The sequence below is a fragment of the Streptomyces sp. NPDC026589 genome, assembly GCF_040638385.1.
Classification (GTDB): Bacteria; Actinomycetota; Actinomycetes; order Streptomycetales; family Streptomycetaceae; genus Streptomyces.
Genome location: NZ_JBEZYG010000023.1, coordinates 107,175 through 125,486, shown reverse-complemented (window position 1 = coordinate 125,486; position 18,312 = coordinate 107,175). Strand labels below are relative to the sequence as shown.

General features: G+C 73.6%; 10 protein-coding genes. 5 read left to right on the top strand and 5 right to left on the bottom strand.

Features of this window, described 5'->3' with window-relative positions; all coding sequences use genetic code 11:
- Positions 1-110: 110 nt before the first annotated feature.
- The 3 genes from AB0F29_RS31980 to AB0F29_RS31970 are packed head-to-tail and all read right to left on the bottom strand — an operon-like array spanning position 111 to position 9,052.
- Positions 111-6,245, bottom strand: a complete 6,135-nt coding sequence (locus tag AB0F29_RS31980; RefSeq protein ID WP_361879454.1) for an SDR family NAD(P)-dependent oxidoreductase — start codon at positions 6,243-6,245, stop codon at positions 111-113.
- A 56-nt stretch (positions 6,246-6,301) separates the two neighbouring features.
- Positions 6,302-7,885 carry a PfaD family polyunsaturated fatty acid/polyketide biosynthesis protein gene (locus tag AB0F29_RS31975; protein WP_361879451.1) on the bottom strand — a complete coding sequence of 528 codons (1,584 nt, stop codon included), beginning with the start codon at positions 7,883-7,885 and terminating at the stop codon, positions 6,302-6,304.
- Between the two features lie 33 nt (positions 7,886-7,918).
- Entirely contained in the window at positions 7,919-9,052 is a 1,134-nt protein-coding gene (locus AB0F29_RS31970) for an SDR family oxidoreductase (RefSeq protein ID WP_361879448.1), read from the bottom strand.
- Between the two features lie 940 nt (positions 9,053-9,992).
- Here AB0F29_RS31970 and AB0F29_RS31965 point away from each other — a divergent pair.
- A complete protein-coding gene (locus AB0F29_RS31965) occupies positions 9,993-11,351 on the top strand; it encodes a wax ester/triacylglycerol synthase domain-containing protein (protein ID WP_361879446.1) in 1,359 nt (452 codons plus the stop codon).
- A gap of 68 nt (positions 11,352-11,419) precedes the next feature.
- Here AB0F29_RS31965 and AB0F29_RS31960 read toward each other — a convergent pair whose 3' ends face one another.
- Positions 11,420-12,781 carry an NAD(P)-binding domain-containing protein gene (locus AB0F29_RS31960; RefSeq protein WP_361879443.1) on the bottom strand — a complete coding sequence of 454 codons (1,362 nt, stop codon included), beginning with the start codon at positions 12,779-12,781 and terminating at the stop codon, positions 11,420-11,422.
- Between the two features lie 282 nt (positions 12,782-13,063).
- On the opposite strand from AB0F29_RS31960, the gene AB0F29_RS31955 reads away from it, so the two are divergent.
- The 3 genes from AB0F29_RS31955 to AB0F29_RS31945 all read left to right on the top strand — a co-directional run bounded on the left by AB0F29_RS31955 (position 13,064) and on the right by AB0F29_RS31945 (position 15,170).
- On the top strand, positions 13,064-13,678 hold the full coding sequence (locus tag AB0F29_RS31955) for an ABC transporter ATP-binding protein (RefSeq protein WP_361879440.1): 615 nt from the start codon (positions 13,064-13,066) through the stop codon (positions 13,676-13,678).
- The gene (locus AB0F29_RS31950; protein WP_361879437.1) at positions 13,675-14,574 is read left to right on the top strand and encodes an ABC transporter permease; all 900 of its coding nucleotides are present in this window, start codon (positions 13,675-13,677) and stop codon (positions 14,572-14,574) included. Before AB0F29_RS31955 ends, AB0F29_RS31950 begins: the two co-directional genes overlap by 4 nt.
- Positions 14,575-14,645: 71 nt before the next feature.
- Positions 14,646-15,170, top strand: a complete 525-nt coding sequence (locus AB0F29_RS31945; protein WP_361879434.1) for a hypothetical protein — start codon at positions 14,646-14,648, stop codon at positions 15,168-15,170.
- Between the two features lie 92 nt (positions 15,171-15,262).
- Here AB0F29_RS31945 and katG read toward each other — a convergent pair whose 3' ends face one another.
- A complete protein-coding gene (gene katG / locus AB0F29_RS31940; RefSeq protein ID WP_361879431.1) occupies positions 15,263-17,518 on the bottom strand; it encodes a catalase/peroxidase HPI in 2,256 nt (751 codons plus the stop codon).
- A gap of 371 nt (positions 17,519-17,889) precedes the next feature.
- Between katG and AB0F29_RS31935 the strand changes: the two genes are divergently transcribed.
- A complete protein-coding gene (locus AB0F29_RS31935) occupies positions 17,890-18,300 on the top strand; it encodes a transcriptional repressor (RefSeq protein WP_361879428.1) in 411 nt (136 codons plus the stop codon).
- Positions 18,301-18,312 lie beyond the last annotated feature (12 nt).

Sequence of the window (18,312 nt, the reverse complement as noted above, 5' to 3'; positions counted from 1 at the left end):
CTCACTTCACGGCGGGGCGCGGCGGGCCGGGACCAGGATGGGCGGGGCCGGGCGACGCGAGGTGTGGAGGGGGTGGAGGGGTGAGGAGGGGCAGGATGGGTCAGGGTGGGTCAGGAGGGGCGGACGACGAGCTCGACCCCGATCAGCTCCACCAGGACGGACCCGTCGGCGTCGATCAGTGCCGCGTCGCAGCGCGCCCCGGTGTCGTGCGCCTTCCGTGCCCGCACCACACAGCGCACGGCGCCGTCCACCGGGCCGCGCCGGTGCAGCCTGCACTCGGCGACGGCCATCGGCAGCGTGGCTGCCCCGAGTGCCTTCTCGCCCCAGAGCAGGGCGAGTTGCAGCGCGCCGTCCACGGCCGCCGGATCGAGCGGGCCGTGCTCGTCCGCCCAGCCCAGGGCCCGCACGCCCGCGACGGTCGCCTCCGCCCCGTGCTCCGACACGCCGCGCACCGTGCGCAGGGCGTGGAACCGGGGGCCGTGGAAGAGGACCTCTCCGTCGTAGGGCGTGGCCCGGTCGAGAGGCTTCAGACCGTCCGGGGTGTCCCACGCGGTCGCGTCGGGTTCGCCTGTCCCGGTGTCCCACGCGGTCACGTCGGGATTCCCGGCCCCGGTGTCCCACACGGTCGTGCCGGTCCCCCCTGTCCCGGTGTCCAGCACAGCCCGGAAGTGCGCCAGGCCGTCCTCGCCCCGCAGCTCCGCGTCCAGACCCGACGGTGCACCGGGCGCGCCTCTGCTGCCGAGCACGGTGAGCCGGTGGCCCGGGCCGGACAGCTCCGGCAGGGCGTACTTCTGGTACACCCGCAGATCACGCAGGACGAGCCGCCCGGCAGCCGGCAGCCAGGCCGTGGCCGCGCCCGCGAACCAGTTCAGGACCAGGGCCACGGGCAGCACCGGAACACCGGCGGGCGCGTGGTCGGCCAGTTGCGGCAGGGTGTCCGAGCGGACCAGCACCTGCGCGCGCCGCAGGTCGCCCGCCGGGGCCAGGGCCGCCGGATCGTCTCCCGCCGCCAGGACCACGCGGGCCTCGCCGGCGTCACCGTCCACCTCGGCCGTGAAGGCCGCGGCCCCCTGGGCCAGGGAGATGAGCGGAACCCCGGACCGGCCGAAGTGCCCGGCCAGGGCCGGGGTGACCATGCCGCCCTGCCAGGGCCCCCAGGCCACACACCGCACCAGGCAGCCGGGCCGACGGGCCTGTTCGGCCGACGCGACGTGGAGGAGGACCTCATTGGCCATCGCGTAGTCGCTCTGCCCCGCGTTGCCGAACACGGCGGCCACCGACGAGAACAGGAGCATCATGTCCAGTGGGTCGTCCGCCGTCGCCGCCAGCAGCGCCCGCAGGCCGTCCACCTTCGTCGCCATGACCGACTCGGCCCGCTCGTCGGTCCTGTCGACGATCAGCTTGTCCGCCAGCACCCCAGCACCGTGGACGATGCCGGTGACCGGCCCCCACGTCGCGCGCACGGTGCGCAGAGCAGCCGCGAGCGCGTCACCGTCGCGGACGTCCACCCGGACGTACCGGGCGGGTGATCCGGCGGCCTCCAACTCTGCCAGTGTCGCCCGCACTTCGCGCGCGGCCAGAATCTCCCGGGCCCGCTCCGCGATCCGGGCGGGCGAGGAGTCCGCCGCGTCCGGGGCCCGCTCCGCGAGCAGCCGGGTGAGCGCCGGTCCGTCGGTGGCCGACGTCAGTCCGGCCGGCTCGGCGGCCAACTCCGTCCTCCCGAGCAGCACGATCCGCGGACGGTGGGTCCTGGCCAGGTCGAGCAGGGCCGCCGCGGTCACCCCGCGGGCCCCTCCGGTGGCCACGATCACGGAAGCGCCGGAGATCCGCCGGGTGCCACTGGGCCTGACCGGCTCGGGCTCCATCCGCAGGAGGGCGCGCGTGCCGTCCGCGCGGAGGCCCGTCTCCAGGTCGGCCCCGCCTTCGAGCAGCTCCCCGACGATCGCCTCGGCGACCTCCTCGTCGTCCCGGCCGCCCCGCTCGCAGTCGACGATCTTGACCGAGGAGTCCGGCCACTCCTTCGCCGCGGTCCTGGCCAGAGCGGCGACCCCGCCCAGCCACGCGCGGCCGGGCGCGTGTCCTCCGAGCCCGAAGTCGCCCCCGGTGTCCTGGACGGTCACGAACAGCCCCCCGCCCCCGGCGGCCCGGGGCGCCACCGCGCGTGCCGAGCGGAGCGCCGACCGGTGGACCTCCCGCGCCTCGTCGGGCGTACCGCCCGCGGTGAGTCCGCCGAGGTGGACGACGCCGCGGGCGTCCTCGGGCACGTCCGCCACGGCGGTGGCGGCCACGCCGCGTACCTTCAGCTTCCGGGCCACCAGGCCGGCGATCGAGCACTCGCCCGGGCCTCCGCCGGTCACCGTGACGGGCCCGTCCAGCAGTCCCGCCGTGGTCAGCCCGGACGCGGGCGACTCCACCAGACGCGGTACCAGCCGCGTCAGCGGCGTACGCTCACCCGCCCCGTCGTCGGGGGCGGACGGCGCGGACGGGGTGGACGGCGCGCGGACGGCCGGGGTCCCGGCCGCCACGGAGTGCTGCCCGGCCCGGACATCCGGCTCCGGGGTCCGGGGAGGCCGGGGGTCTCCGCTGAGCGCCTCGACGATCTCGCGCAGCGTACGGAGCCTGCCGAGCTGCCCGGGGTCCCCCGTCGCCACGTCGCCCACCTGCCGGCGCACCGCCGACAGGATCTCGACGCGCTTGATGGAGTCGACGCCCAGATCGGCCTCCAGCTCCATGTCCAGGTTGAGCATGGCGGTGGGATAGCCGGTGAGGCGGGCCACCACCGACAGGAGCAACTCCTCCAGCTCCGACGGTGACAGCGACACCGTGTCGACGACGGGAGCGTCGTCCACGGGAGCGGCAGCCGTCTCCCGCGCGGGGAAAGGCGCCGCCGGGGCCGCCGCGGCCGCGGGTGCGAGGTGGGTGGGTGTGACCGGAGCGGGCGTGGGCGCCGGAGCCGGGACGACGGTCACGACCGGAGCCGACGGCGTCATGGGCGGCGCCGGCACGTGCCGCGGTGACGAGGAGCGGGGGAGCGGCAGTGGGAGCGCGGGAGCCGAAGCGTCCCCGTCCACGGCCGGGTTCGGCGCGCCGAGCATCGCGGTCAGGGTCGTCTCCGTCATCCGGAGAAACGCCAGATGGCTGTCTGTCAGGAGGCGCTGGCAGACCGCGTGGGTCTCCGCCGTCTGCCGTTGGATGCTCTCGACGGCGGCGAACCAGTCGCCGCCGACGGTGGGCCCGACTCCGGCGGTCTCACCGGGGTCGGCCTCGTATGCCGAAGCCTGCTGGGCGTGGGACGGGGAGGGGACGTGCGCGGGCATGGGGACCGCCGGGGTGTCGGACGTGGACAGGGACGTGGGTACGGGCACGGGGGCGGGCAGCGGTCGGTGCCGGGGCTCAGGCGCCGGAGCGGGCGACAGCTCGGCGGGCTCGGCGCGGGTCGGCGGCGACTGGCCGTGGTTCGCTCCGCTGATCTTCACCGTCATGCGGGGCTCGCGCTCCTTCGCCGGGGCTCCGGGCGGGGCGTACGGTGCCCAGAGCGTGTCGAGATCGAGGGGGACGCCGCGTACGGCGAGCTCGCCGAGCGCGGCGTGCAGGGTGTCGGCACCGGGCCGGTCCCGCCGGTCCAGGGGGACGGCCGCGTGCTCGCGGTCGCCGAGGATCTGGTGGACCAGCCCGGTCAGCGTGGCGCCCGCGCCGATCTCGACGAAGGTGCGAACCCCCGCCGCGTACATCGCCTCGATCTGGTCCTGGAAGAGCACCGGGGAGGCGAGATGACCGGCGATCCGGCGGCGCACCTCATCGGGGGACGAGGGGTACGGCGCCGCGTCCGCGTTGCCGTAGACCTCGATCCGGGGCTCCGCGAGCGGGACCGTGCGCAGGTACGCGGCGAGCGGCTCGACGGCCGGGGCGACCAGCGGGCTGTGGAAGGCCGTCGACGCGGCCAGCCGACGGGTGCCGACGCCCTCGGCCGAGAACGCCTTCTCGGCGCGTGCGACCGCCTCCACCGATCCCGAGAGCACCACTTGGCGCGGGGAGTTGTGGTTGGCCGGCCAGAGGTCGCCGAACCCGCCACTGGCCAGTAACCCGGCCACGTGCGTACGGTCCGCCGCCACCGCCAGCATCGCGCCCGGGGCCCCCGCCGCGTCCCGCATCAGCTCGCCGCGGTGACGGGCCAGCCCCACCAGGGACTCCGCGTCCAGCGCGTCGGCGCACGCCAGCGCCACCAGCTCGCCGAAGCTGTGGCCCGCCACGCAGTCCGGCCGCAGCCCCAGCCCCCGCACCACCTCCAGCAGGGCCAGCGCGTGCACCGCCAGCGCGGGCTGCGCCCACTCGGTGGCATCCAGCAGGGTCCGCCGGGCGGCGCGTTCCCCGTCGGTGAAGGCGGGCGGCGGGAACACGACCCGGTGCAGGGGCCGCCCGTCGAAGCGGGCGCCGCCCAGCCGGTCCCACACGGCCTGGGCGCCCGGCGCCAGCATCGCGAGACCGGCTCCCATCCCGACGTACTGGGACCCCTGGCCCGGGAAGAGGAAACCGATACGGCCGGGCGCGGGCTCCCCGGACGCGTACCGGACCCCGGTGGGCGTCGAGAACGCCGCGTCGGGGTGCCGCCGGATCCGGGCGAGCGCCTGCGCGTACTTCTCCCGCAGGTCCTCGGCGTCGGTGGCCACGACGGCCAGCCGCACCCGGGCGGAGGGGGAGAAGGCGGCCTGGCTCTCCCGTGCCAGGCCGGCCAGGGGACGATCGTCGTCCGTCCGGGGCGCCATCAGGTCCGACGGGGAGTCGCCACCGAACAGGACGAGCTCGCTCGGCGCCGTGCGGTGGCGCAGGGCCGGGCGCCCCGGACCGCCCGAGGGCGCGTACTCCTCCAGCGTGACGTGGAAGTTGCTCCCGCCGAAACCGAAACTCGACACCGCCGCCCGCCGCGGATGGCCGGCCGGCCTGACCCACGGGCGGGTCTCGGTGTTGACGTAGAACGGGCCTTCCGGGGCGGCGGCCGCCGGGTTCGGCCGCTCCACCTTGACCGTCGGCGGCAGCACCTTGTGGTGCAGGGCCATGACCGCCTTGAGTAGGCCCGCCGCGCCCGCCGCGCACTTGGTGTGGCCGATCTGCGACTTGACCGAACCGATCGCGCACCACTGCCCGTCCGGGCGCCCCGACCCTCCGAACACCGTACGCAGCGCCGCCAGTTCGGCGGCGTCTCCGGCCTTCGTGCCGGTTCCGTGCGCCTCGACCAGCTCCACGGTCTCCGGCCCGTAGCCGGCTTCCTCGTAGGCGCGTCGCAGGGCTCGTTCCTGGCCCTCGGGCAGCGGCGCGTAGATCGCCGTGCTCCTGCCGTCGGACGAGGTGCCGATACCCCGGATCACCGCGTGGATCCGGTCGCCGTCACGCTCCGCGTCGGACAACCGCTTCAGCGCGTACATGACGACCGCTTCCCCGAGCATGGTGCCGTCCGCCGCGGCCGAGAACGGCCGGCAGTCGCCGGTGGGGGACAGCGCGGGCGTCTTGGAGAAGCACAGGAACATGCCGATGTCGTTCCCGGTGTCCACGCCCCCGCTGATCACCAGGTCGGCCCGGCCCAGCGACAGTTCACCGACGGCCGTCGACAGAGCCGCGAGCGAGCTGGCACAGGCGGCGTCGGTGGTGTGGTTGATGCCGTGCAGATCGAACCGGTTGGCGATCCGGCCCGCGACGACGTTGCCGAGCAGCCCGGGGAAGGTCGATTCGCGCCACGGCTCGAAACGGGCCGCGATGCGGTCGCACACGGCTTGCGCCTCGGTCTCGTCGAGTCCGCTCTCCCGCAGCCCCGCGAGCCAGGCGGGGCGGTGGGCGCGCCCGTACATGTGCGGAAGGAGTTCGAGAGCCGCCGCGCCGAGGACGACGCCGGTCCGGTCACGGTCCACCCCGGCCGGGCCGCCGGTATCCGTCAGCACCTGGTCGGCGACCATCAGGGCGAGCAGCTGGGAGGTGTCCGTCGCCGGCAGATTGGCGGGCGGCACCCCGTACGCCATCGGATCGAAGTCCACCTCGGGAAGGAACGCGCCCCGGCGGGCGTACGTCTTGTCGGGGGCGGCCGGATCCGGGTCGTAGTGGTCCTCCACGCGCCAGCGGGTGGCGGGCACCTCGGTGATCAGGTCGCGGCCACCGGTCACGATCCGCCAGTAGCCCGCCGCGTCCGTGGCGCCCGGCACCAGGGCCCCCACGCCGACCACGGCGATGGGGAGTTGACGGGGGACGGACTCGGACATGTTCTCTCCTCGGGGCCGCACGCTCGGTACCGACGCCCCGGTGGCGCCGAGGCCGCTCACGCCAGCTCGCACGGGGTGTAGGTGAACGCCTCGGCCGGCAAGGGGACGCCGTACGTGCGCAGTTGATGGGCGCGTGTGAGCACGGCGGCCCCCTCCAACAGATTGAGTCCGATCCGCACCACGGACCGGTGCGCCGGATCGGCCAGGAACGAGCCGGCCACCCACCGGTTGAACGCGCCCATCGCCGGCCCGCACCAGATCTGGAAGTCGGCCCGCCGCGACTCCTCCCCGGTGATCGCCCACCGGCTGGAACTGCCCAGATACCAGCGGAAGACCAGGGCCATACGGTGTTTCGGGTCGGCCTCCGCACGGGTGATCTCCGCGGGATCGCGCTGCTCCCAGAACGTGCGAGCGTGGAGCCAGATCTCGTCGAACGGGGCGCGCAGCACGTCGCGTTCGATGGTGGCGCGCAGCGCGGACGGGATCTCCTCCAGCGATCCATGGGCCTGGTACGCCGCATGGAGCCGAGCAGCCCGCCGGGCGAACATCGTGCCCCGGGAGAGCACTTGGAGCTTCACACCCAGCTCGAACATGTCGGCCGCCGGCGCCATGGCCACATCGGATACGTCCGCGTCGCAGAGCATCGCCTTGGCCGCGTCGGACAGGCCCGCCTCGACGGCCGTCTGGTTCACCGACCCGACGACCACATAGGAGGCGCCGAGGGCGAAGGCGGCGGCCACCGCGTCCGGGGTGCCGAGACCGCCGGCCGCACCGAGCCGGACCGGCCGACGGTAACCGAACCGCCGGCACAGCGCGTCACGCAGCGCGGCGATTCTCGGCAGCAGGACCGACAACGGCCGGTTGTCGGTGTGCCCGCCGCTGTCCGCCTCCACGGTGATGTCCTCGGCCACCGGCACCAGCGCCGCCAGAGACGCCTCCTGGCGGGTCAGTTTCCCCTGGGCGACGAGGGAGTCCAGCAGCGCGGGCGGCGCGGGGGAGAGGAACCTCTCGGCCACCTCGGGCCGGGAGACCTTCGCCAACAGGCGCGTACGCCGGACGACGGCGCCGTCCGGGCCCCGGCGCAGCCCGTGCGCCGAGCACAGGACGACCGCCGGGGTCAGCTCCATGAACGCCGACGCCGAGATCCGGGGAACACCGCGACGCAGCAGCAGCTCCGCGACGCGCAACTCCAGTGCGGGTTCGGCCGGTGAGTGGATGAGGTTGACGCCCCAGTTCGAGCGGGACCCCAGCTCCCGCACCAGTGTGTGCACGGCCCGCTCCACGTCGGGGTAAGCCAGACCGCCCGCGCCGAAGAAGCCGATCATCTCCGCCCGGGCCATCGCGGAGACCATCCGGGTGGTCGCGATGCCGTTCGCCATCTCCCCCGCGACATACGGGAAACGGACGCCGTGCGCCTCGCAGAAGGTACGGCCGCCGAGCCATTCGGGGTACAGGGGCGGCAGCGTGCCGAGCACCGGACCTGCGGGCGCGGCGCCGGTCGCGACCCCCAGCTCCCGGCCGTCCGGCCCGCTGACGATGTGCACGGGTTCCCGGATCTGCCGGACACGGGCCGTGATCCCCTCGGGCGAGAAGACCGGCAAGGAGGCGGCAGGCGGGCCGAGAGCGGTGAGGACGGACACGGGGAGGCTCCAACGGGATGGGTCGGCGGCTGGTCAGGCGTACCGGGCGGACGGGAGAGGGGCCGGGGGTACGCCCGGAGACCGGGGCAGGGCCCCGCCCCGGGGGGCCAGCCCGGACCACAGGTAGTCGAGGCCCACCGGGGCGGAGGCCGCCGACGGCCCGAGCCGGGTCCTGACCCGGGTGTCGTCGAACCGTCGCCGATGGGCGAGGTAGGCCGTCATGCCCGGGTAGAAGTCGAGCAGCGCCTCCAACGCCGACGGGTCGTCCGGCTTGGCGGAGACCAGGTCGATCGAGAGCGGGACCAGCCGTTCCAGGAGCTCCACGACCGTGGGTACGGGCACATCGCGGTCATGGACGACGTGGTACGTGTCGACCCCGCCCGACGGCGGCAACCCGGCCAGCCGCACCATGACGTCGGCAGCGTGCTCCACCTGCAGGAGGTTCAGCCGGCCGTGCGGATGTCCCACCGTCCGGACCCGGAGCCGGTCGCCCGACCCGGTGGGGCCCAGCGCGTCGCGCAGAATGCGCTCGACGACCTGCAACGGGTGCGAGGGCAGCTCGGGGTGCGGCGGGCGGTCGGTGACCAGGATGCCCGGTCGCAGGACCAGGGCCGGGCGGCCGTGCTCCCGGGACCAGCCGTGAACCAGCTGCTCCGCCTCGTACTTGGACCGTTCGTAGGCGTTCTCGAAGCCGTCGGGGGCGTTCAGCTCGTCCTCGTACGCGACCCCGGTGCGCCGGCCACCGGCCACGAACGCGGTGCTCACATGGCGGATCAGGGGGGCGCCGCGACCGGCGGCCGCCAATTCCAGTACGTGCCGGGTTCCTTCGACGTTGGTCCGTCGCAGCTCGGGAAGGTCGCCTTCCAGATTGATGCTGCCCGCGCTGTGCCAGATCTCGCCGAGGCCGTCGGCCAGCCTCTGGAACGTCCGTGCGGACAGGCCCAGCCGCGGCAGCGCCAGGTCGGTCTCCACCACCCGCAGCCGTCCGGGGAGCCGGTCGAGGCAGGCCTCCGGCGAACCGGTCAGTTCGAAGAACCGGGTGATGCGGTGCAGGGCGTTCCCCGACCCGGCATGGGCCAGGACGGTCACCGACCGGTGCGTGGCGAGCAGGCGACGCAGCAGACGCAGTCCGAGGAATCCGGTGGCGCCGGTGAGTGCGACGTGCACGAGCGTGGCTCCAAGGGCGGTGAGAGGGGCGGTCCCTGACCGGGTGCGGAGGGCGGAGACGGAGTGGCGCCGTTGCGGCGGCCGGGTGCGGGCGCGGGGGCGGCGGTATGTCACCGGCCGTCCCGCGCATCGCGGATCGCGGATCGTGACGACGATCGCACCGCGCACGGTCGGCCGATCCGGTGCGGCCGGTGCTCGCCGGCTCTCCGGTGCCCCGTCCGACGGGGGTTTCTCGGGCCTCGCAGCCCGGTGATCTCCGGCGCACGGCACACAATGGCAGACGGCGAACGGCACAGGCGCCCCGATTCCTCCCGCTCACCCGAACGAAGTACGGAGCGGCGCGGCCGGTGCGCTTGTGCACGGCCCGGGGCGCGGAACGCCGTCGGCCGAGCGGCTCCGGCCCGCGCGGCGGCCGGACACGGCCGGAGGTCCACGGTGGTGATCCGAGCCCCGTCCCTCTTTCGAGGGAACCCGCCGCCGAGGATCCGGATCACCCTCGCCACGGGTCGCCATGCCGACCGCGGAAGACGGTGCGTGGGTCGGGGACCCGCCGGGGCACGGGCACGGGATCCACGGGGGGCCCGGGACCGGGCGGGCCGGCGGCCGCGGGGCGGACCCGGATCAGGCCGCTGGGCCAGGAGCGGCGGGCGGACCCCGCACGGACCCGCCCCGTCCGGTGGTCATCCTGATGGGCGGTCGGTTCCGACGGCGTGCTGCGGTCGCATGGCCCGGGCGGCTTTCTCGGGCCGGCCGGCCCGGGGGTGACGGCCTCCTGCCACCGCCCGCTCGCGTCCCTCCGCTTCCCTGCCTCTCCGCGCCTTTGCCTTTCCGCCTCGGCCTTTCCGCTCCCGCCTTTCCGCCTCGGCCTTTCCCCCCGCTTCTCCGTCCCGCCTGTCAGCAACGCGATTACCACCGGACCGAATCGGAGCCCAGAAGTCCCATGCCTGACCCCGAGCAGCCCACCCTGACCGCCCCGTCCGACCGCTCCGCCCGACGCGATCGGCCCGATCGGCCGATTCCCTCGCCCCGCCACTCCACCCACGCGGTCGACCGCGCGTTCCTCAAGCTGGAGCGCCGGCGGCCCGATGTCCGCTGGGACGCGGGCGGCGTCGCGTATCTCAGTGGTCCGCCCCCGGCCCTGGCGGACCTTCGCGCGTACGTGGGATACCGCCTCGGCGAACTGCCCCTGCTCACCAGCCGGGTGGAGGGAGGCCGGCGGTCCCGGTGGCAGCCGGACGCGGACTTCGCCGTCGACCGGCATGTGCACGAGGTGGTCGCCGACGGACCCGGCGCCCGGGACTCCGCCCTGCACACCGCGCTCAACGCCCCGTTCGCCCCCGGCTGCTACTGGGGGGTCTGGCTGGTCCACGGCCACGACCCCGACGCGTACGCCGTCTGCTACCGCTTCCACCACGCCTGCCAGGACGGTTCGGCCGCCGCCATGACCTTCCGGGCCATGCTGGGTGAGGGGGAGCCGTCGGCGCGCCCGGTACCGGGCCGGAACCGTCCGTCCGGGGTGCCCCGGCGGGTCGGCGCGGCCGTCGGGCTGGCCACGAGGTTCGTGGTCGGCTCCCTGGCCGTTCGCGGTCACCGCCCGGACGCGGCCTTCGCACCCTCCGGGGAGCGGCGGCTGTGGCGGGGCCGGGCACCGGTGGACACCCTCCGCCGGATCGGCGCCGGGCGGGGCGGCTCGGCCCACGACGTGCATCTGGCGGCGCTTTCCGGGGCGTTGTCGGTCTGGTCGGCCCGCGCCGGGGTGCCGCTTCCCCGGGTGACGGCCGTACTGCCCGTCGACGCACGACGCGCCGACGAGGAACAGACGTGGGGAAACCGCTGTTTCGCCCTGCCGCTGGAACTACCCGTGCGGACCGTCCCGGGACACCCGGACGGTTCCCGGGACGGTGAGGAGCCCCTGCGCCGACTGGATCAGGTCATGGCGACGACCCGGAAGCTGCGGGGCGAGACCTGGCGGCAGGCCATGCAGGACCTGGTGCGCTTCATGCCGGACGGCCCCACCGCGTGGTACCTGCGCAGGGTGCTCTCGCCACGCGTCACCAACGTCATGGCCACCTCCATGCCGCTCGCCGACAAGGGGAGCCTGGGGGAGACGCAGGTGACGGGGACCGCCCTTTTGCCCCTGCTCGTGCCGGGTCATCTCTTCGCCGTGGGGCTGTCGTTCTTCGGCGACTGGGCGGAGGTGTCCTTCGTCGCCGACCGCGCCCTCCCGCTGGGGGAGCTGCTGCCGGAGCTGTGGGAGCAGGCCGTGGGCGAGCTGGCGGAGAGCTCGACGCCCGGGTGAGCCGGTCGGGAGCTCTCCCGTACCGGACCGCACGCTGCGGGCCGGCGGATCGCACGGCGTCGGGCGGATCACACGGCGCCGGACACGGTCGCGGGTGAGCTCGCCCCGGGCCGGGGCGGGAGCACACCGCGGGCCCGGCGCCTGCCTGCCCGGATTTCTCGCCGGAGGGCTCGCCGGTAGGTGCGGATGTCGATCTCGATCCCGTGACGGTAGGTGGGCGCGTAGGCCCTGTCGTGCTGTCGCCGCGCGCGGGCGATCGCCCGAGTCATCTCGGCCGGCGCCGGCAGCCGCACCGCTCCCTCGATCAGGTCGGCGACCCATTCGGCCTGCGGTTCGAGCAACGGGAAAGCGGCGCCGGCGGGTTGGGCGAGTCCCATGAAGTAGAGCCCGGGGAGCCGGGGCGGCACCGTGCGCAGATAGAGCTCCGTGCGGCCGCCCGGGGCGGCGAAGACGGAGGGGGCCAGAAAGGGGAAGGAGATGGCGTACCCGGTGGCGTACACCACGGCGTCCACGCTCTCGCGGCTGCCGTCCGCGAAGAACGCCGTGTCCCGGCCGAAGGAGCTGACGCCGGGCTTGGGGGTGACCGCGCCCCGGGCCAGCTGGACGAGGAGTTCGTCCGAAGTGGACGGGTGGGCGGCGAGGGGCCCACGGACCGGTTCGGGAAGCCCGTAATGAGCGGGGGCGCCACGGGTCAGCCGCAGGAGAAGCGCCATCGCCGGCTCCTTGAGGAACCGCGGCAGGCCGGCCAGCGGGCTCCCCGCCAAGTGGTCGGCCGGCCGGCCGAGCAGCATCTTGGGGAACACGTGCGCCGGGTCGCGCGCGGAGAGGAAAGTCCGCGCCGCCGTACGGGAGACCTCCGCCGCGATCTCGCACGCGGAGTTGCCCATGCCGATCACGAGGACCCGCCGGCCCGCGTACGGCTCGGGGGAGCGGTAGTCGTGCGAGTGGAGAGCGGGGCCCTCGAACTCCTCGGCTCCCGGTACGGCGGGGTCCGGGAACCGCGGGTCCCAGTGGTGCCCGTTGGCCACCACCACCTCGGTGTAGCGCTGTGTCCACGTCTCCGTCCCGCCACGGCGCCGGCGGACGACCTCCCAGCCGCCGTCCTCCAGGGGCCGTACGGAGGTGACCTCCGTGCCGAACGCGATGTGCCGGTGCAGACCGAACGTGGCGGCGTACTGCTCCAGGTAGGCGAGGACCTTGCTGTGGTGCGGGAAGACCGGGTAGGTCTCCGGCATCGCCAGCGAGGAGAACGACATGCTCTCCTTCGAGATGTTCGCGTGCAGCGACGCGTACACCCCCGACATACCGTTGTCGTTGCCGTAACGCCAGAGTCCGCCGATGCCCGAACCCGCCTCGAAGCAGTCGAACGGAAGGCCGCGCGAGGCAAGGACCTTGCTCGCCGCCAGGCCGGACGGGCCCGCTCCGATCACGCACGTTCTCCGCATGGCCGACCGGCCTTCCTCTTGGGTACGTGACGACGGCTCCAGGCCCCCGACGCGAGCGTTCCGAGCCCGGTCACGCTATGGGGCCGCCGCCGCGCCGGGAGCGGTTTCCGCGGTGGTCCCGTCGCACGCGTGACGGGTCGTGCACCGGGTTGACGCCGGGCGAACGGGCGCGTCTCCGGCGCCGTTTCCGCCGCGTGGCCGGCTCGTTGGGCACGAGCGGATCGGTTCCGCGAGTGCGGGAAAGACCTGGTACGACGGAGCGAGACGATGGACGTCCAAGATGTGCACCACTCCTACCGGCAGTACGCCGTTCTCCGGGGAGTCGACCTTCGGCTACGGCCCGGCACCCTCGCCGGGATCGTCGGGGAGAACGGCGCGGGCAAGACGACGCTGCTGAAGATCCTCTCCGGGGAACTGGGGCCGGACCGCGGCTCGGTGCGGCACCACGGCAGGTTCGGCTACTGCCCGCAGTCCGTGGTGCTGGACGACTCCTTCACCGTCCGCCAGCATCTCGACCTCTTCAAGGCCGCGTTCGGCCTCGCCGACCTGCGGCGGGCCGAGGAGGTGATGGAGGCCCTGGCCTTCACCGAGTACCTCGACCGGCGTGCCGGCCTGCTCAGCGGCGGCTCGCGGCAGAAGCTGAACCTGACCCTGGCGCTCATGCACGACCCGGACGTGCTCCTGCTGGACGAGCCCTACCAGGGCTTCGACTGGGAGACGTACCTGCGCTTCTGGGAGCTGGCGACGAGGTTGCGCGACGCAGGGCGTTCGGTGCTGGTCGTCTCGCACCTGGCGTACGACATCGACCGGCTGGATGTGCTCTGGCGCCTGGAGAACGGGCGCCTCCACCGCCAGGAGCGGCCTGCGGGGGCGGCGGCATGAGGCGGCACTGGTTCCTGTTCGCCACGGCGTCCAGGTACGCGTTGACCGGGCACGCCCGCAACCGGTTCGCGATGCTGCTGGTGGTCGTGTACATCCCCGTGTGGATCGCCCTCGCCTACGTGACCATTCCCGACCAGCCGGCCCCGTTCCGGCTCCGGGCCACCGGCGAGATCCTGTCCCCGCCCGGCAACCACCTCACCCAGATCACCGGTGCGCTGAACGCGGTCACCCTGATCGCCGGGTTCATGATGTTCGCGGCCACCTTCACGGGAGGCGCTTTCGACCGCCGCCTGGCGATGGCGGGCTACCCCCGCTACCACCTCGTCCTCGCGAAGCTGTCCGCGCTCACGCTGGTCTGTGTCGCCGTCGCCGCGTACGCCACGGTCGTCGTCGGATTCGCCTGGCCGCCGCGACAGCCCCTCCTCGTCGCCGCCGCCCTGTTCTGCGCGGCCCTGACCTACGGCGCGCTGGGCGTGGTCTTCGGATCGGTGCTCCGCCGGGAGGTCGAGGGCATGTTCGCCATCCTGATGATCAGCATCCTCGACGTCGCCCTGCAGAATCCCCTCTCCAGCTCCGGGTCCGACAGCGCCGTCGTGCGCTTCCTCCCGACGTACGGAGCCGTGCAGGCGAGCATGGCCGCGGCCTTCTCCGACGCGTCGGCCGTCCGGGGGCTCGTGATCCAGTGCCTCTGGCTCGTCGGCGCCGCGACGGCCGGCTTCCTGGTCTTCCGCCGGCGGACCCGGAACGCGCTCCCACCGGGACGTGGGAGACGGGTTCCGTCCCCTCGCGGCCGCGGCCGCGGGACGGCCGACGGCCCCCTCGTCGCACGGACGGCCGACGACCCTGTGTGCCACCGTCCGCCCCAGCGAAAGGCCCGTGACCTGCGCGAGCGGTGATCGTTCTGTAGCCGTCGGGCGCCGACGCGGCGCCCGGACCGTCACTCTCTCGTACGAGGAGCACTGCCCCCATGCGTCTTTCGCGTACCGCCCAGCGCACCGTCCTCACCGCGGCACTCCTGTCCGTCTCCGCGCTGGCCGCCCCCTCCACCGCCCTCGCCGCGGCCCCGCTGCCTCCCGCGTGTCAGGAGGCGCTGCTCGAAACCCTCGACAAGTTCCCCGTCGTGGACTTCACGGTTCCCGACAAGGCCAAGGACGCGATGCTGGGCGAGGTGCTGGGACTGAGCGAGGCCGACCAGGCCGTGTTCACCGAAGCGGCGTGCGCGGCCTGGAACACCTGGGCGACCCAGAACGGCCAGGCCGTCGCGACGGACCTGGACACCCGCTACCGGAACGCCGCCGGACCCGTGTGCAACAAGTTCGCCAGGTCCTCGCTGGCGACGATCAAGAAGCACGCGCCGAACGTGCCCGCGGCCACCCGTGACATGGAGAAGGTGGCCAAGAAGGTCTGGAGCAGCTCCATGGAGAAGCTGGCCGCGGATGCCACCAACGCCGATTGCCGGACGGCCTACAACGCGGTCAAGGCCGGCTGGTAGCAAGCAGGACAGCGGCCGGGCGCGCCGACGGGCTCGCCCGGCCGCCGTGGTCGGGGCCGCGCCGCGCGGGCGGCGCGGCCCCGACCGCGCCGCTAGACCAGGTCGAAGCGGTCGAGGTCCATGACCTTGCTCCAGGCGGCGACGAAGTCCGTCACGAACTTCTGCCGCGCGTCGTCGCTCGCGTACACCTCGGCGAGGGCACGGAGCTCGGAGTTGGAGCCGAAGACCAGGTCCGCGCGGGTACCGGTCCACTTGACCCGGCCGGTCGCGTCACGGGCCTCGAACTCGTCCTGCGCCGCCGACGTCGATTTCCAGGTGATGCCCAGGTCGAGCAGGTTCACGAAGAAGTCGTTCGTCAGCGTGCCCGGGCGGTCGGTGAGGACACCGTGCTTCGAGCCGCCGGAATTGGCGCCCAGCACCCGCAGACCGCCGACCAGGACCGTGGTCTCCGGGGCGCTCAGCGTCAGCAGGTTGGCCCGGTCCAGGAGCAGGTACTCGGCGGGCAGGCGGCTGCTCTTGCCCGCGTAGTTGCGGAAGCCGTCGTACACGGGCTCCAGGGCGGCGAAGGACTCGACGTCCGTCTGGTCCTGCGTGGCGTCGACCCGGCCCGCCGTGAACGGCACCTCCACCTCGACGCCGGCGTCCTTGGCCGCCTGCTCGACGGCCGCGTTGCCCGCGAGGACGATCAGGTCGGCCAGCGAGACCCGCTTGCCGCCCTTGGCGTCGAAGGACTCCTGGATACCTTCCAGAGCCCGCAGGACCTGGGCCAGCTCGTCCGGGTCGTTCGCCTCCCAACCGCGCTGCGGCTCCAGACGGACCCGGGCGCCGTTGGCGCCGCCGCGCTTGTCGCTGCCGCGGAAGGACGCGGCCGACGCCCAGGCGGCCGAGACGAGCTGCGCCACCGTCAGGTCCGTGGCGAGCACCTGCTCCTTGAGCGCGGCGATGTCCTCGGCGTCCAGCGGCTCAGCGGTACGCGCGGGCAGCGGGTCCTGCCACAGCAGCACCTCGGAAGGCACCTCGGCGCCCAAGTAGCACTGGATCGGGCCCATGTCACGGTGCGTCAACTTGTACCAGGCGCGCGCGAAGGCGTCCGCGAACACGTCCGGGTTCTCGTAAAAGCGGCGCGAGATCTGCTCGTAGGCAGGGTCGAAGCGCAGCGACAGGTCGGTGGTGAGCATCTGCGGCTTGTGCTTCCTCGACGCGTCGTGGGCGTCCGGGATGGTCGCCTCCGCGCCCTTGGCGACCCACTGCTTCGCACCGGCCGGGGACTCGGTCAGCTCGTACTCGTAGGCGAAGAGGTTATGGAAGAACTCGTTGCCCCACGTGGTCGGGGTGCTGGTCCAGGTCACCTCAAGACCACTGGTGATGGCGTCCCCGCCCTTGCCCGTCCCGTACGAGCTGCGCCAGCCCAGCCCCTGCTCCTCCATCGAGGCGCCCTCGGGGTCCGCGCCGACGCTCTCGGCCGGGCCCGCTCCATGCGTCTTGCCGAATGTGTGGCCACCGGCGATGAGGGCGACGGTCTCCTCGTCGTTCATCGCCATCCGGCGGAAGGTCTCACGGATGTCGCGGGCGGCGGCGACCGGGTCCGGATTGCCGTTGGGGCCCTCGGGGTTGACGTAGATCAGACCCATCTGGACCGCGCCGAGCGGGCTCTCCAGCTCACGGTCGCCGGTGTACCGCTCGTCGTCGAGCCAGGTGGTCTCCGGGCCCCAGTAGACGTCCTCCTCCGACTCCCAGACGTCCTCGCGGCCGCCGGCGAAGCCGAAGGTCTTCAGGCCCATGGTCTCCAGGGCGACGTTGCCGGTGAGGATCAGCAGGTCCGCCCAGGACAGCGCCTGGCCGTACTTCTTCTTGACCGGCCACAGCAGACGGCGGGCCTTGTCCAGGTTGCCGTTGTCCGGCCAGCTGTTCAGAGGGGCGAAGCGCTGCTGACCGGCGCCCGCGCCACCGCGGCCGTCGCTGATGCGATACGTGCCGGCGCTGTGCCAGGCCATCCGGATCATCAGCGGCCCGTAGTTGCCGAAATCGGCCGGCCACCAGTCCTGCGAGGTGGTGAGCACCTCGGCGATGTCCCGCTTCACCGTGGGCAGGTCGAGCGCCTGGAACGCGGACGCGTAGTCGAAGTCCGCGCCGAGCGGGTTCGCCACGGCGGGGTTCTTGGCAAGGATCTTCAGATTGAGGCGGTCCGGCCACCACTGGCGGTTCCCGCCGCCCTGCGTGGGGTGCGGCGCGCGACCGTGGGCCACGGGGCAGCCGCCGGCCTGCGCCTCGGGCACCTCGGGGACGGCCGTCTCGGGCGAATCCGGGGTGACGGGATCAAAGACATGCGACTCGTGGTTCTCGGTCATGGCAATCCTTCCGGACCCGGTGGGTCGTGGGGCGCTGAACGGGGGGAGGAGGATTCGGTCCGCGCAGAAAGGGCACGAGGTATGCCGGGCCTCGCCGCGCCCGCCCGAACGTCCCACGGACGGGACCGGGCGGTCCCGGCGGTGCGACGAGGACGGCGCTCGGTCGGCGCCGCGCGGTCGACCGACGGTGTCCCACCGCGTTTCTCTGCTGCCGTACCGGAGTCTTCCTGTCTCTTGGATGTCGCCGGGATCGATCCTACGATGGACTTCGTCCAAGTCAAGAAGTGCGCTAAAACGATAGTGGCCGGGACGCGACGTCCTCGGATCCGTCCGGGGCCGCGCGTCCCCCGCGAAGCGGAGCAGGTGACGAGATGAGCGACCTCCTTCGACGGCTACGGGGCCGTGGCTGGCGGTTGACCTCGCAGCGGCGTGTCGTCGCGGAGGTCCTCGACGGTGACCATGTGCACCTGACGGCCGACGAGGTGCACCAGCGGGCCGCCGCGAGGCTGCCCGAGATCTCCCGCGCGACCGTCTACAACACGCTGGGGGAGCTCGTCACGCTCGGCGAGGTGCTGGAGGTCTCCACCGTGGGCCGGGCCAAGCGCTACGACCCGAACGCGCGCCGCTCCCATCAGCACCTGGTGTGCTCCGGCTGCGGCACGGTCCGCGACGTCCACCCGGTCGGGGACGCCCTCGGCGACCTGCCCGAGGCCGAGCGGTTCGGGTTCGCCGTCGGCTCGGTGGAGATCACCTACCGAGGCCTGTGCCCGGCCTGCTCCTGACCGCCCGTCGCG